The organism is Levilactobacillus suantsaii, assembly GCF_014069315.1.
Lineage (GTDB): Bacteria > Bacillota > Bacilli > Lactobacillales > Lactobacillaceae > Levilactobacillus > Levilactobacillus suantsaii.
On the sequence record NZ_CP059603.1, the window covers coordinates 297,074 to 313,662 of the forward strand.

General features: G+C 55.6%; 12 protein-coding genes and 2 pseudogenes. 3 read left to right on the plus strand and 11 right to left on the minus strand.

From position 1 onward, the window contains the following. The first annotated feature begins 219 nt into the window (after window positions 1–219). Window positions 220–1,504 (plus strand): annotated as a pseudogene (locus tag H3M12_RS01435) (adenylosuccinate synthase). A 25-nt stretch (window positions 1,505–1,529) separates the two neighbouring features. Then, complete coding sequence (locus tag H3M12_RS01440) at window positions 1,530–2,516, plus strand: GMP reductase (protein WP_129033066.1); 987 nt, start codon at window positions 1,530–1,532, stop codon at window positions 2,514–2,516. A 63-nt stretch (window positions 2,517–2,579) separates the two neighbouring features. On the opposite strand, the gene H3M12_RS01445 is transcribed toward H3M12_RS01440, so the two are convergent. The 4 genes from H3M12_RS01445 to H3M12_RS01460 form a co-directional block, all read right to left on the minus strand. After that, entirely contained in the window at window positions 2,580–3,209 is a 630-nt protein-coding gene (locus tag H3M12_RS01445) for a cation transporter (protein WP_129033065.1), read from the minus strand. A gap of 131 nt (window positions 3,210–3,340) precedes the next feature. Then, complete coding sequence (locus H3M12_RS01450) at window positions 3,341–3,772, minus strand: universal stress protein (RefSeq protein WP_129033064.1); 432 nt, start codon at window positions 3,770–3,772, stop codon at window positions 3,341–3,343. 12 nt (window positions 3,773–3,784) lie between these two features. Further along, window positions 3,785–5,407, minus strand: coding sequence for an Nramp family divalent metal transporter (locus H3M12_RS01455; protein ID WP_129033063.1), 1,623 nt, complete (start codon window positions 5,405–5,407; stop codon window positions 3,785–3,787). Window positions 5,408–5,814: 407 nt separating this feature from the next. Beyond that, entirely contained in the window at window positions 5,815–7,422 is a 1,608-nt protein-coding gene (locus tag H3M12_RS01460; protein WP_182150814.1) for an Nramp family divalent metal transporter, read from the minus strand. 359 nt (window positions 7,423–7,781) lie between these two features. Between H3M12_RS01460 and H3M12_RS01465 the strand changes: the two genes are divergently transcribed. Further along, window positions 7,782–8,270: a GNAT family N-acetyltransferase gene (locus H3M12_RS01465; protein WP_129033061.1), complete on the plus strand. Its 489-nt coding sequence runs from the start codon at window positions 7,782–7,784 to the stop codon at window positions 8,268–8,270. Window positions 8,271–8,492: 222 nt separating this feature from the next. Here H3M12_RS01465 and H3M12_RS01470 read toward each other — a convergent pair. The 7 genes and pseudogenes from H3M12_RS01470 to nhaC all read right to left on the minus strand — a co-directional run bounded on the left by H3M12_RS01470 (window position 8,493) and on the right by nhaC (window position 16,397). Continuing rightward, window positions 8,493–8,940, minus strand: a pseudogene (locus tag H3M12_RS01470) (shikimate kinase). 1 nt (window position 8,941) lies between these two features. Continuing rightward, entirely contained in the window at window positions 8,942–10,039 is a 1,098-nt protein-coding gene (locus tag H3M12_RS01475) for a prephenate dehydrogenase (RefSeq protein WP_182150815.1), read from the minus strand. Next, window positions 10,020–11,348, minus strand: coding sequence for a 3-phosphoshikimate 1-carboxyvinyltransferase (gene aroA / locus H3M12_RS01480; protein WP_182150816.1), 1,329 nt, complete (start codon window positions 11,346–11,348; stop codon window positions 10,020–10,022). The genes H3M12_RS01475 and aroA overlap by 20 nt, the downstream gene beginning before the upstream one ends. 13 nt (window positions 11,349–11,361) lie before the next feature. Then, entirely contained in the window at window positions 11,362–11,889 is a 528-nt protein-coding gene (locus H3M12_RS01485; protein WP_129033059.1) for an amino acid biosynthesis protein, read from the minus strand. A gap of 13 nt (window positions 11,890–11,902) precedes the next feature. Further along, window positions 11,903–13,072 (minus strand): chorismate synthase, encoded by a 1,170-nt coding sequence (gene aroC, locus H3M12_RS01490; protein WP_129033058.1) that lies wholly within the window; start codon window positions 13,070–13,072, stop codon window positions 11,903–11,905. After that, the gene (locus tag H3M12_RS01495; RefSeq protein WP_182150817.1) at window positions 13,065–14,558 is read right to left on the minus strand and encodes an MFS transporter; all 1,494 of its coding nucleotides are present in this window, start codon (window positions 14,556–14,558) and stop codon (window positions 13,065–13,067) included. The genes aroC and H3M12_RS01495 overlap by 8 nt, the downstream gene beginning before the upstream one ends. 393 nt (window positions 14,559–14,951) lie before the next feature. Beyond that, window positions 14,952–16,397 (minus strand): Na+/H+ antiporter NhaC, encoded by a 1,446-nt coding sequence (gene nhaC / locus H3M12_RS01500; RefSeq protein WP_129033410.1) that lies wholly within the window; start codon window positions 16,395–16,397, stop codon window positions 14,952–14,954. Window positions 16,398–16,589: the final 192 nt, after the last annotated feature.

Sequence of the window (16,589 nt, forward strand, 5' to 3'; positions counted from 1 at the left end):
TAATCTCCGCGACCTATTATATCATAGATTATCCTAAAAATGGGTCATATTAGCGACTTATGTGCGCCCATAATCAGTTTCTACCCCTAATAAATAGAATATTAACTCACATAGTTTAACAATCGTTCGTTTTTAACTTGCTTTTTATTTCCGAACGTGGTAAATTATTTCTTGCTGGGTCGTTCGGCTTAGCAAAAAATAAATCGATGAGGTGTTGTTATGTCATCAACAGTAGTAGTTGGGAGTCAATGGGGCGATGAAGGTAAGGGGAAAATCACTGATTTTTTAAGTGAGAAAGCGGAAGTTATCGCGCGCTACCAAGGCGGCGACAACGCCGGCCATACCATCGTCTTCAACGACCAAACGTTCAAACTACGCTTGATTCCTTCGGGGATCTTCTACGCAGATAAGACCAGCGTGATTGGAAACGGTGTCGTTTTGAATCCCAAGTCATTAGTGGAAGAACTTCAGTACCTCAAAGATAACGGCGTGGCCACGGACAATCTGCGGATTTCCGACCGGGCCCACGTCATCCTGCCGTACCATATTCTCTTGGATAAATGCCAAGAAAAAACCAAAACCAACAAGATTGGGACCACCAACAAGGGTATCGGCCCGGCTTACATGGACAAAGCCGAACGGGTCGGTATCCGCGTGGCTGATCTCTTAGAACGCGACACCTTCGCGGCTAAATTAAAGCAAAACTTGGCCGAAAAAAATGAGTTGTTCGTCAAACTCTACGACGAACAACCCCTGAATTTTGACGATATTTTCGAAACCTACTACCAATACGGCCAGCAATTAAAGGCCCACGTCACCGACACGTCGGTGCTGATCAATGACGCCATCGACGCCGGCAAGAACCGTCCTCTTCGAAGGCGCGCAAGGTGTCATGCTCGACATCGACCACGGGACCTACCCGTTCGTCACTTCGTCGAACCCCGTCGCCGGGGGCGTGACCATCGGTTCCGGCGTCGGCCCGACCAAGATCGACCAGGTCGTGGGGGTCTGCAAAGCCTACACGTCCCGTGTCGGTGACGGGCCCTTCCCGACCGAACTCCACGACGAAATCGGTGACACCATCCGGGAGACCGGCCACGAATACGGCACGGTCACTAAGCGGCCGCGGCGCATCGGCTGGTTCGACAGTGTCGTTCTTCGCCACGCCGCCCGCGTGTCCGGCTTGACGCATTTGTCGTTGAACTGCCTCGACGTCTTGACCGGCCTCAAGACCGTGAAAATCTGCAAGGCCTACCAGTTGAACGGCGAAACCATCACCCACAACCCGGCCAGCTTGAAGGACCTCTCGGCTTGCCAGCCCGTTTACGACGAGCTGCCCGGCTGGGACGAAGACATCACCCACTGCAAGACCTTAGCGGACCTGCCGGAAAATGCCCGCAACTACGTGCAACACCTGGCCGATTTGGTCGGTGTGCCGGTCGCGACCTTCTCTGTCGGACCCGACCGTGACCAAACCAACGTTTTAGAACCCATCTGGGACTAATTTTAAGAAATAGGAGCTGACCTCGATGCACCCATCTGAAGTCTTCGATTACGAAGATATCCAATTGATTCCCAATAAATGTATCCTCGATAGCCGGTCCGAAGACGACCCAAGTATTACCTTCGGCGGCCGCAAATTCAAGATTCCCGTGGTTCCAGCCAACATGGAGACCGTCATCAACGAGGACCTCGCCGTCTGGCTGGCGCAAAACGATTACTTCTACGTGATGCACCGGTTCCAGCCCCAAAACCGCCGGGGTTTCATCGAACGGATGCACGCCAAGCACCTGTTCGCTTCCATCAGCGTCGGCGTCAAGCCCAACGAGCACGCCTTCATCGACGAACTCGCCGCGGCCAACCTCACGCCGGAATACATCACCATCGACATCGCCCACGGGCACGCCGATTCGGTGATTCAGATGATCAAAAAGATCAAGGCGACCCTCCCCGACAGCTTCGTCATCGCCGGTAACGTCGGCACGCCCGAAGCCGTCCGCGAACTGGAAAACGCGGGCGCCGATGCCACCAAGGTCGGTATCGGCCCTGGCAAGGCCTGCATCACCAAGCTCAAGACCGGTTTTGGGACCGGCGGCTGGCAACTTGCGGCCTTACGGTTGTGTGCCAAAGCCGCCCGCAAACCACTGGTGGCCGACGGGGGGATCCGCTACAATGGCGACATCGCCAAGTCGATTCGCTTCGGTGCCAGCATGGTCATGATTGGCTCGATGCTTGCCGGGCACGAACAGTCCCCCGGTAATAAGCTGACCATCGACGGTCGGGTCTACAAACAGTACTGGGGCTCGGCGTCCGAGAAGCAAAAGGGCGCCTATCGCAACGTCGAGGGCAAGCAGATGCTGGTCCCGTATCGTGGGGACCTCGCCGACACCCTCCAAGAGATTCGTCAGGACCTGCAGTCCTCGATTTCCTACGCCGGTGGCCGGACGTTACTCGACATCCGCACCGTCGACTACGTGGTCGTCAAGAACTCGATCATGAACGGTGACAATTACTAAACTCATGCCTAAAACTGCCGCTTCCCGTGTGGGCGAAGCGGCAGTTTTTTTGCGTTCTGTTAATCAATCGGCGCCCTTGCCCCGACCGTTCTGGAAGGCTTCCCAACCCTCGCTGGCAATGAAGTAGACTAAGACTAAGGCCGCCACGGAATCGGCCCACCACCAGCCAAAGGCCGCCGTGAGCACGGCCCCGATTAGGACCGTGGCCGCCATGTAGGCGCAGGTGATGTTACACATCCCGTCTTCAATCAGCGCGGCCGAGTGGACCCGGTGACCGATTTTGCGTTTGCCCCAGGTCAAAAGTGGCATCAAGATGACCGAAGCCACGGCAATCGCCATTCCCGACCAACTGCTGTTCGCTTGCTGGTGCGTCAGGAGGTTATAGACCGACACGCCCACCACGTAGACCGCCAACAGGAGTAACACCGTTCCCACAATCAATGACGAGCGTTGTTCGGCGCGTTGAATCTCCTGGTCACTGGCCGTGCCCGCGACCGATTTACGTAACCGCCAGATCAACGTGCTGCCCGAGATGATCTCTAAGAAGCTGTCCAACCCAAAGGCAATCAGTAAGATGGACCCCGCCTTGACGCCGGAACTGAAGCCCACCAGAAACTCGAAGGTCATCCAAGCCGTTGAAAAATACTCGATATGTAACCCGCGTTGAAACGCGGTTTTCGGTGCTGTTTGCATATTGATAATCCCCTTTTTACCCGGTGATGCTACCGGTCATTTAAAAAAATGGCGGCCTATGCCATGTCCTCTCAGACATGACTTAGACCGCCACAAGTGTTACTGATTCAATTTACCTTGATTATACCACGTTACCGAATGACCAACACCGAAATCGGTGAATACTTGGCCATATAGGCCGCTTGGCTCCCGAAGTGGCGCCGCACGCCCTTTTTGGCTTCGGAACCGATGATTAACAAATCTGGTTTAACGTGCGGAATCACATCTTTAACGATGGTTTCCCCAGGTTCCCCGTCCGCGACCAACGCGTGAACTTTGGTGAGACCGGCATCTTTCGCTTGCTTCAGATAGTCCTGGATATGATCCTCCAGCGCTTGACGTTCCCCGTGGATGAAATCCTTATTCAAGGCTTCGTAGACGTTCATCTCGTTGTTCTCCCAAACCGACACGATGTGCAGTTCCGCATCGTCACGTTTGGCTTGATGCAGGGCATACTTGAACGCTAGCAAAGCATCCGCTGAATCATCAACACCGACTAAAATCCGTTTAAACTTGGTTGCCATAAAGATCGCCCCTTAGTTTTCTTCTTGGTTTTCGATCGCGTTACCGGCCATAGCGGCATCAACGACGGATTCCTTCCCTTCTGACTTCAAGTGGTTAGCCAACTTTTGGTTCCCTTGATGAAGTTCCACGATGGTCCAAACTAATAAGGCCAAGATGGCAAAGATCAGAACGTAAGCAATCACGTTAGCCAGGTCCGTTTCAGCACCGGATGGGTTATCCCCGAAGAAGGCCACGATTTGGTCTGGCAGGCCCTTTAAGTTCAAGAAGGTCAACCCAACAACGGAAATCCAACCTAAGACCCGCACCCACATCGTGTTGCGGAACTCACCCATTTCCAGCTTGCTATCCGTCATCATCAACAACGGTAGCATCGAGAATGGCAACGCAAACGCCAGGAAGACTTGTGAGTTGTTCATCAGGGTATTCAGCGCTGTATGTTCAGCAATCGCGCTCTTACCACTGGTCATCATGACACAAATCAACACTGGAATCACAGAAATCAATCGGGTTACTAAGCGCCGTAACCAAAGCGGCATCCGCATGTGGACAAATCCTTCCATGATGACCTGACCAGTTAAGGTCCCGGTAATCGTGGAGTTTTGCCCGGAAGCTAACAGCGCCACGGCAAACAGGATGGATAAGATCCCGGTCTTGGCCACGCCGGCTAAGACCCCGTTACTCATGGTTGCCGTATCAGATAAGGCTTGGAACAACCCGAAGAAGGAAGGATCCTTGACGGCCCCCGTCTTGAAGACGGCAACCCCCATGATCAACAGTAAGGAGTTCACGAAGAACGCTAACGTCAACTGAATGTTGGAATCCCAGCTGGAGAACCGGACCGTGCGGGCGATATCTGCCTTGTCGGTGTGGTCGATCTCCCGGGTTTGCGAAATCGCTGAATGCAAATACAAGTTGTGGGGCATAACCGTCGCCCCAATGATTCCCAAAGCTCCTTGCAGCGGGCTGTTACCCCCGATGACCGGTGAGCTAGCAAACGTCTTACCCGTTGGCACTAAGCCGGCGAAGACGCCGCCCCAGTTCGGGTTGGACAGTGCAACTTCGTAAGCGAAGACGACTAAGATCACCATGATCAAGCAGACCACGATGGCTTCGATCTTCCGGAACCCAATCTTGGTCAACAAGAGCAAGAGCAGAACATCGAAGACGGTGATAAATACGGCGATGACTAATGGAATATTGAATAATAGATATAACGCAATCGCCGCACCAATAACTTCGGCGATATCGGTCGCCATGATGGCTAATTCGGTCATAATCCATAAGACAATGCCTAACGCTTTACTGGTTCGGGCGCGAATCGCCTGAGCTAAGTCCATTTGACTCACGATACCAAGTTTGGCGGCCATGTATTGAAGTAACATCGCGACTAAACTTGAGATCAAGATGACGGACATCAGCAGGTATTGGAAGTTTTGCCCACCGGTAATTGACGTGGACCAGTTACCTGGGTCCATGTAACCGACCGCGACTAAGGCGCCAGGACCGGAGTACATGAAGAGGGCTTTCCAGAAGCCAATGTTGCGTGGAACTTTAACGGTACCGTTGATTTCTTCCAATGACCGCCCGTTGGCGTATTGGATCAACTTGTGCTTTTTTACAGAGTTATCAGACACGTAAAAAAACTCCTTTCCCTTGATGACTTAACAACGAACCCATTGTACATTAAATCTAATCGAGTGCAAAGACTTTTTTAGCTTGACCTAAATTTAATTCGCGGGCACATGAAGTCAATTGGCAGGACCCTACTCAAACTTGAAAGCGCCGCCATCGTTGCTGTCAAGTCATCTTGCTTGACCACTTTTGGCTAGTCCCGTCATACCCTAAACTTTCACAAAAAAGTTCAAAAATTTGTCAAATTATCTAACTGCGATTAAGAGATTCTTAAGGGGGCCTAAACTTTTAACTGATGTTTCTATAATTTTTTCGTTGATCATCCCTTCTTTGGGCAACCAAAAAAACTGGCTGTCACCACAACGGGGACAACCAGTTTACTCACATTTTTTCGATTTTGGCGTCAATTTTAGTCGGCATCGTCGCTCTTCATCGCGGCATCGACGGCCGAGGCGTTCCCGGTCGCCTGCAAATGGGCGGCCAACTGCTTGTTGCCCCGGTGCAACTCGATGATGGTCCAGAGCAATAAGGCGGCGATAATCAAGTTGATGACCAACGCGATGTGGCCAGCCAATGCCGTTTGCGCGGCGGTCGGGTTGGCACTCAGGAAGCCGACGACTTGGTCGCCCATCCCCTGCATGTTCAAACCGGTCAAGGCAATCACGGAAATCCAGCCGAAGATCTTGACCCACAGAGCGTTTTTAAACTGGCCCATTTCCAACTTACTGTCCGTCATCATCAGTAACGGCAACATTGAAAACGGCAACGCGAACGCTAGAAAGACTTGGGAGTTGTTCATCAAGTCATTCAACGCCACGTGTTCGTCGATGGCACTCTTGCCACTGGTCATGGCCACGCAGACCAGTACCGGAATCACGGAGATCAACCGGGTGACCAGCCGCCGTAACCATAGCGGCATCCGCATGTGAACGAAGCCTTCCATGATGACTTGCCCGGTCAAGGTCCCAGTGATGGTCGAGTTTTGCCCGGAAGCTAACAACGCGACGGCAAACAACGTGGACAAGATTCCGGTCTTGGCAACCGCAGCCAGCACCCCATTACTCATGGTCGAGGTGTCGGACAAGGCCTGGAACAACCCGAAGAATGACGGGTCCTTAACGGCACCAGACTTGAAGACCGCGACCCCCATGATCAGCAGTAACGCGTTGACGAAGAAGGCCAGCGTCAGTTGGATGTTGGAATCCCAACTGGCAAAGCGGACCGTCCGCGCAATATCTTTGGCCGAATGGTGGTCGATCTTCCGCGTTTGTGAAATCGCCGAGTGCAAATACAGGTTATGCGGCATGACGGTGGCCCCGATGATCCCCAAGGCCCCCTGCAGCGGGTTGGTCCCGCCAATGGTTGGCGATTGGGCAAAGGTCTTGCCCGTCGGAATCAAGCCGGCGAAGACGCCGCCCCAGTTCGGGTCGGATAAGGCGACCTGGTAGGCGAAGACCACCAGGATGACCATGATCAGGCAGACCACGATGGCTTCGATTTTCCGAAACCCAATCTTAGTCAGCAGTAACAGCAACAACACGTCAAAGACCGTGATGAACACCGCGATGACCAGTGGGATGTGGAATAACAGGTACAGCGCAATCGCCGTCCCGATAACTTCGGCGATATCGGTGGCCATGATGGCAAGTTCGGTCATGAGCCACAACACGATTCCCAGCGACTTACTAGTCCGGGCCCGAATCGCTTGGGCCAGGTCCATCTGACTCACGATTCCAAGTTTAGCGGCCATGTATTGGAGTAACATCGCCACTAAACTTGAGATCAAGATAACAGACATCAGCAGGTACTGGAAATTTTGCCCCCCGGTAATCGACGTTGACCAGTTCCCAGGATCCATGTACCCCACGGCAACTAGTGCACCGGGGCCCGAGTACATGAACAACGCTTTCCAAAAATTAATATCATGGGGCACTTCAACGGTCCCGTTGATTTCTTCCAACGACCGCCCGTTGGCGTATTGAATCAACTTACGCTTCTTCGGCGTGGTTTGCGGCATCTCTAAAACTTCCTTTCTTGCGCGTTTCGGTACCCAAACTATCCAGGAAATAATATCCCCTACAAACAGCTTAGTCCCCAAAACGAATAGCTTATCCGATGATAACTTCGCTCCTTTCCCAATCACTCGCAGTTTAGCAAAGAATCGAGCCCTTCGGCGATAAAAACGCGAAAAAAGCCAGTATTTGCGCTGACCACTTAACGAACTAACTACCACTAAAACGGCGTTAGGTGGGACAATTACCCACAGGTGGGGGCCTTTGTTTCACCTAACCGGCCCCAGATTCTCACCGCACCCGCCCCAACTTCTGGTACACTAGACAACAAACCCATTATACAATAGAAGGAAGCGGATACATTTTGCAAATCATTCCCGCCACGCGCGCCGATCTGCCCGCCATTTTACGCATCGAAAACGCCGGTTTCACCCCTGAAGAGGCCGGGTCGCCGGCAGCTTATGAGGCTCGCCTGGCCGCCTTTCCCACAACCTTTCTGGTCGCCCACGACCACGGGACCATCGTCGGTTTCATCTGCGGTCCCATCGTCACTGAGTCATTAGTCGCCGACTGGATGTACGCCGACGCGCCACAGAATCTGCCGCACGGCGGCCACCAGATGGTCCTGACCGTCGCGGTCGCCCCCGCGGCCCAGGGCCAAGGCATCGGTAGTCAGCTTTTGTCCGCTTTGGCACAAGTCGCCGCCACCCGGGGGTGCACCAGCATGGCCTTGACCTGTTTGGCCGACCGCATCCCCTTTTACCAAAAAAACGGTTTCCGGTCACTGGGCGTGTCCCAATCGGCTCACGCCGGGGAGACCTGGTACGATTTAGTCAAAGACTTGGCCCACTAATTTCAGAAGACAGACAAAAATCGCCATGACCTGGCGATTTTTGTGTCTAACAGCTTACGTAACAAATAAAAAATCCACCCCACACAACCTGTAATGTTATGGTATGTGGCAATTCTTCTCATCAGTCAAAAGAGTCCCTGTGTCCCTTTGATCTTTTTTATTATAGTCCCTTCTTCCGCGTCTCTTAACTTGCGGATTACTATATGGAAGAAACGGTAAAATTTACGCCTGAATGGCCCGGGTGGTCACTGCCAATTGTCGGCGAATTTCGGCCACAATTTGTACCGGGGTCAACTCATCGGTGACCACTAACCGGTCGGCCGCCGCGCGGTACAGTGCCGCCCGTTTGGCCTTTAACGCGAGTAGTCCCTGGGGGCCCAACTGGTCCACCAACGGCCGGCCAGTGTCTTGTCCGACCCGTTGCAGAATCGTGCGGTCACTCGCCGTTAGACAGAATGCCCGGTTGGTCTAAGGCGCCACGCAAGGTCCGCTGTTCTAGCTGGCGGAAGTAGGCCTCACCTTGCGTGTTAAAAATCGTGTTGATGGAACACCCCGCCCTTTGGACGATCAAGTCATCCAAGTCGGCGTGATGCACGCCCAGTTCTCTGGCCAATAACTGACCAACCGTCGTTTTTCCACTTCCCATGAACCCAATTAAAATTGCTTGCATGTTAAGCCCTCCTCACAATCTGGTAGTCTGCTGACTGTAAAACTTCCGCCGCTTGGTCGCGGGTGGCCGCGTCACCGAAAGTCAGTTGTAAGACCCCGTCGACTTCCTCGCGAATCTCTAAAATATGGACGTTGACCAGACTCAACTTAGCTTGCACCAACCGCGCGGTCACGTCGGCGATGGCCCCCACCTGATCAGGAACGTTCAAAAACAAATCAAAGAAGTTCGGTAAACTCCCCAGCCGCTCGGGGCCCAGGTGGTCGCGCGTGGTCTTGGCCGTGGCGAAGAACGCGGTCAGTTGGGTGACGTCGCGTTGCTTGACGGCCGTGGCGATACGGGTCAATTCCGCCTGGTAGGCCGCCAACTGTTCGGTCACGATGGGCCCGTTCGCCAGTAAAATCGCGGTCCACATGGTCGGATCCGACGACGCGATGCGGGTGATGCTCTTGAAGCCGCCCGCGGCTAACCGTAACCCTAACGGCGAGTCAGCTAACGCCCGTTGGGTCTGATTGACCAACGCCGCGGCCACCACGTGGGGCAAGTGACTCAACTGCCCCACCAACCGGTCGTGCTGGGTCGGCGTGACCGTCAACCACTTGACGTGCGTACCCTTAAGTAAGTCCTGTAACCGCGTCACTGCGGCCTGTGGCGCGTGGCCCGGCACCAAAAAATAAAAGGCGTTTTCGAATAAATCAGCTCGCCCGGCGGTGGCCCCGGATTTATGCGACCCAGCCATCGGGTGGCCGCCCACGACCGCGACGCCCCGGCGTTGGAGCGGCTTGGCGGCGGTGAGCACCGTTTGCTTGGTGCTGCCGACGTCGGTCACCAAGACGTCCGGTTTCAAGGTCAACGACGCCAATAACGTCAGGTCGTCACAGATGACGCTGACCGGTCCGGCTAAGATGATGACGTCGGCTTGTGGCGCGGCGGCCAAGAAGTCTGACGCCACAGCATCGATCATTCCGGTTTGTTGGGCATAGGCTAAGCTTTCGGCGTTGACGTCACACCCCACCAGTCGAACTTCTGGGTGGGCTTGGCGGATGGCCAACGCCAGTGAGCTGCCAATCAAGCCCAGTCCCTTAATTAACACTTGCGACATACAATGCCTCCTTTACCGGCACCAACCGGGCCAAATCATCGAAGAACGTGGGGTACGAAATGCCAATCGCGTCCGCCCCGGTCAACGTCACCGGGGTGCTAAGTCGCAGCGCCGCCACCGCCAGCATCATGCCGATGCGGTGGTCGCCGTGACTGTCCAACTGGGTGGCGCGGACCCGCCAGGATTGGCGACCGTCGATGATGAAGCCGTCCGGTTTTTCGGTGATGGCCACACCCAGTTTTTTAAGTTCGGTCACGATGGTGGCGATGCGGTCGGTCTCCTTAACCCGTAACTCTTGGGCGCCGCTGATCTCACTGATTCCGTTGGCCGTGGCGGCTAATAAGGCCACCAGTGGCAACTCGTCGATGACCGCTGGAATGTCGTTAGCCGTGAGGGTCAGCGGTCGCAACGGCGCGGCCGTCACGGTCACGTCACCCAACGGTTCGCCTACTTGGCCGTGATGGTGAACGCTGATTTTACCGCCCATCCGCCGCAAAACAGACAAGATTCCAGTCCGCGTCGGGTTCAAGCCGACGTTTTTGAGCGTGACCCGTGACCCCGGCACGATACTCGCCGCGGTGATGAAGAACGCCGCCGACGACAGATCGCCCGGAATCGTCAGGTTCTGCCCGCGTAACGTCGGGTGCAGGGCCACCGTGATGGTCCGCCGGTCAAGCGCCATCACCACCTGGCCCCCAAAGGCGTTCACCAGTCGTTCGGTGTGGTCACGCGTGGGTAGCTTTTCCACGATGGTACTGGGGCCCGTCGCTTGAAGCGCCGCCAAGATCACGGCGCTTTTGACCTGGGCACTGGCGACTTTCAAATGCACCGTGGTGCCAGTCAACCGGCGGCCGCGAACCCAGAGTGGCAGGTGGTTACCGGTCAACTCTAAGGTCGCGCCCATGGTAGCCAGCGGCGTACGCACCCGGTCCATCGGCCGGCGACTCAACGAACCATCCCCCACCAGTTGGGTGTCGAAGGGTTGTCCGGCCAATAACCCCGCCAGTAAGCGCGTGGCGGTCCCGGCGTTGCCCAGGTCAAGCGCCTGGTGAGGCGGTCGTAACCCAGTCAGTCCCCGTCCGGTAATGGTCACCGTGGTCCCTTGTCGCTTGATTGGCACCCCCAAGGCCCGCAACGCATTGAGCGTCGATAGGCAATCGGCGGCCGGGAGAAAGTGGGTCAACCGGGTGGTCCCGGTACTGATAGCACCGAGGATCAGGCCCCGGTGAGAAATGCTCTTATCGCCCGGCACGGTCAGTGTGCCGTGAAGGCCAGTGGTTGGTCGGTTCTGTAATCGTCGTTGCTTCATTTGCTCGCACCCCTTATTTAATTTGATACACGCACCACACCATCTTGGGCGTGAGGCGTTTCAGTTGTCGTTCGTAAGGCCTCAGCGTGACGTTTTTTTCGTTAGTCAGGACGTAGGCACCACGGTTCGCACAATAAGCGCGGTACGCCAGGAATTTACTGGCGGCGGTCTGAACGTCGACGCTACTCACGATACGGGCCAGCAGTTGTGCCGTGGCCGCGTGGGTGTAGCCGATGCGGTTGTCAGCGTGCCGGCGCTCAATCACCACCAGCGGGTCCAACGCCGTGATAAAACTGGTCACAAGCGTCCACTGGTCGAGCAACGCGTAGTGCACGTCGCCCCAACTGGCATGCAGCGTTGGTGACTTGAACGCCGCCGGAATTACCACCAGATCACCGGGGTATCGCGCTAACGTGGTCAAGAGGTCCTCAAAACTCGCGTGGCCCATGATGGTTGCTTGCCCCTGGCAGTAGCGCTGGTTATACACGCTGGCAGCCGCGTAGCTGTCGGTCGCTTCTGGCCCTAAGGTATGAATGTTCACGCCCTCACCACCCTTAGTAGTCGGCCAGTTCGGTCCGGTAAGCTGCCACTTGGCGTTGCAAACGCGTCAGGTTACTGCCGTCAAACGTCGCGGTCAAGGCCTTGGCCAGTTCGATGGCAACCACGCTTTCGACCACTAACGACGCTGGTACGATGGCCGTGGTGTCAGAACGTTCGACGTTGGCCTTTTTGACCACCTTGGTCTGGATGTCAACGCTTTGTAGCGGCTTGTACAGGGTGGGAATCGGCTTCATCGCGGCCTTGATAACGATGGGCATGCCGTTGCTCATCCCGCCCTCGAAGCCGCCTAAGTGGTTGCTCAACCGCGACCAGCCTTGACCTTGGTGCCAATCGATCTCATCCATCACCTGACTGCCGTAGTGGCCGGCCGCCGTGAAACCGTCGCCGATTTCGACGCCCTTCATGGCATTGACCCCCATCACGGCCGCGGCCAGTTGGCCATCGAGCTTGGTGTCCCAACCGGTGTAGCTCCCCAGGCCAGCCGGTACGTTTTCAGCGACCACCCGAATCACGCCGCCTAAGGTGTCCCCCGCCTTGCGGGTCGCGGTGATCAGGTCGTGGAGTTCGGCGACCCGGTCATCAGCCGCCAAGCGCAAATCGTTTTGGGTCACCCGCTGGGCCAACTCGCGCAGCGGCAGTTCCGCGTGGGGGTCAACGGTGACGGCCCCAATCTGTTGAACGTACCCCAAGACGTGAATGTCCAGTTGGGCCAGAAACTGTTCGCAAATCTGCCCAATTGCCACCCGCATGGCGGTCTCCCGCGTCGATGAACGTTCCAAGACGTTGCGCAGATCGCGGTGACCGTATTTCATGCCCCCAACCAGATCGGCGTGGCCGGGCCGCGGCCGGGTGACCTGGCGCAAGGTATTTTCGGCCGTGGCCGGACTAGTCGGATCCATGATTTTGGACCAGTGGGCGTGGTCGCGGTTTTGGATGGTCAAAGCTAACGGCGAGCCCAGCGTGACCCCGTGACGCAGACCGCCGACCACGGTGACCTGGTCGTGTTCGATCTGTTGGCGGTTGCCGCGACCAAAGCCCCCCTGGCGTGCGGCTAAGCCGGCGTTCACGGCGTCGAGGTCCAAGGTCAGCCCCGCTGGTAATCCGGTCAAGATGCCGGTCAGTTGGGGCCCGTGTGATTCTCCTGCAGTGACAAAATTAAGCATGTTCATCCTCCTTAGTGGGTGCCGTAGGGACCGGTCGCGTTTGACGAGAAACGGTGGTGGCATCCGTGCGGCGGGCCTGTTGGTAGGCCCGCGACTGTTGCATGATGGTTTGGTAAATAGTTTGTAAATATGGGGTGTGCGTGGTGTCCGTACTGCGGTGGGCCACTTGGTCTAAGACCCGCTCCTCACGGCTTTGGTCCAGCACCGGCAAGTGTTGCGTGCGCTTAACGTCGCTGATATCAGTGACGGTCGCAAACCGCCGATTGAGTAAACGGACCACCTTTTTATCAATCTGATTGATGGCTCGCCGGTCGCGGGTCAACGGGTCGCTAGGTCGTAACGCCCAGGCGGTGAGACTCACGCACAGGACCCCGGCCAAAGCGACCACCAAATCGGAACGCATGGCCGCGGCCACGCTGATGGTCGACAGCCAACCGGTGAACAGCGGTACCGTGAAGGTCGCGACACTACTGAAGGTGAAGAAGAGTCCGGTAATGGTGCCCTTAATCCGCGGGTAGAGCCGCAAGAACAGATTCAACCCTAATTGCATCGCCCCACCGGCGGCCAGAAAACCAAAGGCAAACGCGGCCACGATAGCCACCGCTGGGATACCCACGTAACAGATGGCGGCCAAAGCGATGAACGACCCGCTGGTCATTGCCAGTAAGAGTTTACGTTCGGCCACCCCGGCGCGTAACAGGACGAAGACCACCAACACCCCGGTGATCGACCCGATGCTGTACAGCGATAACAACAAGTGGGCCAACACACCGCCAAAGCCATAAGTCCGAGTCACGAACAGGCTGATCCATTGGGTGTAAAGAATCATCAAGGCCATCGAGGTGTACCCGTACCCGGCTAACCCCACTGATGCGAGCACCCGCCGGCGTTTCGGCAACCGTTGCGCGGTCGTCGCCGTAGTGGTATCGACTCGGTTACGTGGCGGGAAGGTCTGCCGGTTCAAGCAGATGAGATTGCCGACCAGAATCACACTGGCGAGCAGAAACGACCAGCCGTACCAGGCGTTGGTGGCTTCGATGCCGGCAACTAACAGGGGTAAAAGAAACTCCCCCACCGACACGAAGGCCTTGACCAAGATGTTGGCCGCTCCCTGGCGCCCCCCCATCTCGATGAACGTCGCGTAGGTCCCGGAATCTAACGCCGAGTTGGCGACCCCCGCCAGGATGGCTAATCCATAGGCCACTTGTAAATTAGTGACCACCGCCATCCCCAGGAAAAAGATGAGGTAACTGACCATGCCAACGTTAACGAACACTTTGCGGCCGAACTTGTCGGAAAGTCGGCCGAAGAGAAAGTAGGCCAGGATGCGGCCGATACCCACGCCCGAAAAGACGTAGGACACCGTGGCCAAAGGCGAGTGCCATTGTTGACTCAACGCCTGCATGTTTTGGGTCAGGATGATCAACCCGATGCCGTGGACCAAGTAATTCAGGTATAAACTCCAGGATAATGACCGTTTGGACATCATAGATTTCCTCCTTTATCGACTCCCGGGTAAAAGAAAAAGGCCAGCTAGATTTTGCATCTAGCTGGCCTGATCGTCTCATCACGCAGGAAGGACCGTGAGAGAGAAATGTGGAACTTAGCCTCGCTAGACTCGCGTGTCTAGCTGGCCAAGACAATGACTGACTTCGCTAACCTTAGACACGGACGTGTGTGCCGCCCGCATCTAGAACCCGATACGGACGCTATCTAAAGTAAACTAAGCCCAGATAATACGCAGTGGTTGGTAAGGTTAATCTCAGCATTGTCATCGTTCCTTTCCGGTTAAGTGATTAGTTGCATTAAAGCATTATCATTTTATCTTGTCAATGGCTAATTTAATTTTAATCTTAAATTAATCCTAATTAGGCGCATGTTACCGCCCGCTGGCTTCGGGGGTCACGGCTTGCGTGGCATCGGTGGCGGTCCCGTTGGTTGGTGCCTGGCGTTTCAAGCCCCAGCCCGTAAAGCCACTGATGATCGAGAAGACCGGTGACAACAGGCTGAAGAAACAAAATGGCAGGTAGGCTAAGGTGGAGACACCCAGAGTGTTAGCGGCAAAGGCCGCGGCAACGCCCCATGGGACCAGGTAGTTGATGACGGTCCCGCCGTCTTCTAATACCCGGCTCAAGGCCAAGTTGGCCAAGCCGCGTTGGTTGAAGGCCGGTTTGAAGGCCTTACCGGGTAAGATGACGGACAGGTACTGTTCACCGACGAAGACGTTGACGCCAATACCGGCAAAGATGGCCGCGGTGACCAGTGAGCCCGACCCGGTCAAGCGCTTGACCAGCGGCATCATGGCCGTTTGAATCAGACCAAACTTCATCAAAAGGCCCCCGAGCGATAGCGTGAGGATAATCAAGGAGACCGTCCCCATCATGGAACTGATGCCCCCCCGTGACAGCAAGTCGTCGACGCTGGTATTCCCGGTCTTCGACACGAAGCCGGATTCAATGGTCGTGGCTAAACTGGCCAAGGAAGTCTGGGGCCGTTCGATGAAGATCATCACGATGGCAAACCCGATGTTTAAGAACAAGGTCGCAATCGCCGGCACCTTTTTGACGGCGCAGATAACCATGATGATCAACGGCACGACCGCCCACCAGGTAATGGTGTAGTGGGTCTGTAAGGTGTTGAGCGTGGTTTGAATCTTGCCCAGCCCGGCGTCACTGGCCGCCCCACTACCGATGATGGCGTAGAGCACTAGCGACACCAGAAAGGCCGGAATCGTCGACCACATCAGGTTTTTAATGTGGCTGAACAGGTCGGCTTCGGCCACGGCCGACGCCAGGTTGGTCGAGTCGGACAATGGCGAAGTTTTGTCGCCGAAAATCGACCCGGAGATGATGGCCCCAGCGACTAAGGCGGGGTTCATCCCCATGGTCGCGCCCATTCCGAACAAGGCGATACCGACCGTCGAAATGATGGTGAAGGAACTCCCGATAGACGAACCGATGATGGCACAGACCAGAAAGACCGACGGCACGAACCACTTGGCTGAAATCAGGTGAAACCCGAAGACCATCATCGATGGGATGATGCCGGCTTGGATCCAGACACTGATCAAGGCCCCAATCAAGATGAAGATGACGATGGGGATGATGCCGGTCTTGATGCCGTCAATGATGCCGCCGTGAATCTTTTCCCAGTCGGCCCCGCGGACCTTGGCCCACAAGATGACCAGCGCGATGACTAACATCACCGGTGTTTGCGGGGAGAGACCAAACTTGATGACCCCGACCCCCATAATCGCCAACATGATGACTAACACGGCTAAGGCTTCCCCCAACCGAACGGGTTGCCATTGTTTTGCTTGCTTCATATCACTCACACTCCTCAATTTCTCTCATTAAAAAAATCGCCCCTGCCGCAAGTTTCCTTGCAACAGGGACGATTGATCGACTACCGTGGTACCACCCAGCTTGACTAGCCAGTCCCGCCTTAGGGGGCCAGTTAGTCCACTCTCTAGATGGTAACGGCTCTAGTCTTTCCGCCTGACGAATCAGGACGTTCC

What these genes read in the sequence shown, in the direction of transcription:
- aroA (WP_182150816.1), bottom strand. Translation starts at nt 11,348, where the DNA reads ATGAAGCAACGACGATTACAGAACCGACCAACCACTGGCCTTCACGGC.
- H3M12_RS01440 (WP_129033066.1), top strand. Translation starts at nt 1,530, where the DNA reads ATGCACCCATCTGAAGTCTTCGATTACGAAGATATCCAATTGATTCCC.
- H3M12_RS01450 (WP_129033064.1), bottom strand. Translation starts at nt 3,772, where the DNA reads ATGGCAACCAAGTTTAAACGGATTTTAGTCGGTGTTGATGATTCAGCG.
- H3M12_RS01475 (WP_182150815.1), bottom strand. Translation starts at nt 10,039, where the DNA reads ATGTCGCAAGTGTTAATTAAGGGACTGGGCTTGATTGGCAGCTCACTG.
- H3M12_RS01445 (WP_129033065.1), bottom strand. Translation starts at nt 3,209, where the DNA reads ATGCAAACAGCACCGAAAACCGCGTTTCAACGCGGGTTACATATCGAG.
- H3M12_RS01495 (WP_182150817.1), bottom strand. Translation starts at nt 14,558, where the DNA reads ATGTCCAAACGGTCATTATCCTGGAGTTTATACCTGAATTACTTGGTC.
- aroC (WP_129033058.1), bottom strand. Translation starts at nt 13,072, where the DNA reads ATGCTTAATTTTGTCACTGCAGGAGAATCACACGGGCCCCAACTGACC.
- H3M12_RS01460 (WP_182150814.1), bottom strand. Translation starts at nt 7,422, where the DNA reads ATGCCGCAAACCACGCCGAAGAAGCGTAAGTTGATTCAATACGCCAAC.
- nhaC (WP_129033410.1), bottom strand. Translation starts at nt 16,397, where the DNA reads ATGAAGCAAGCAAAACAATGGCAACCCGTTCGGTTGGGGGAAGCCTTA.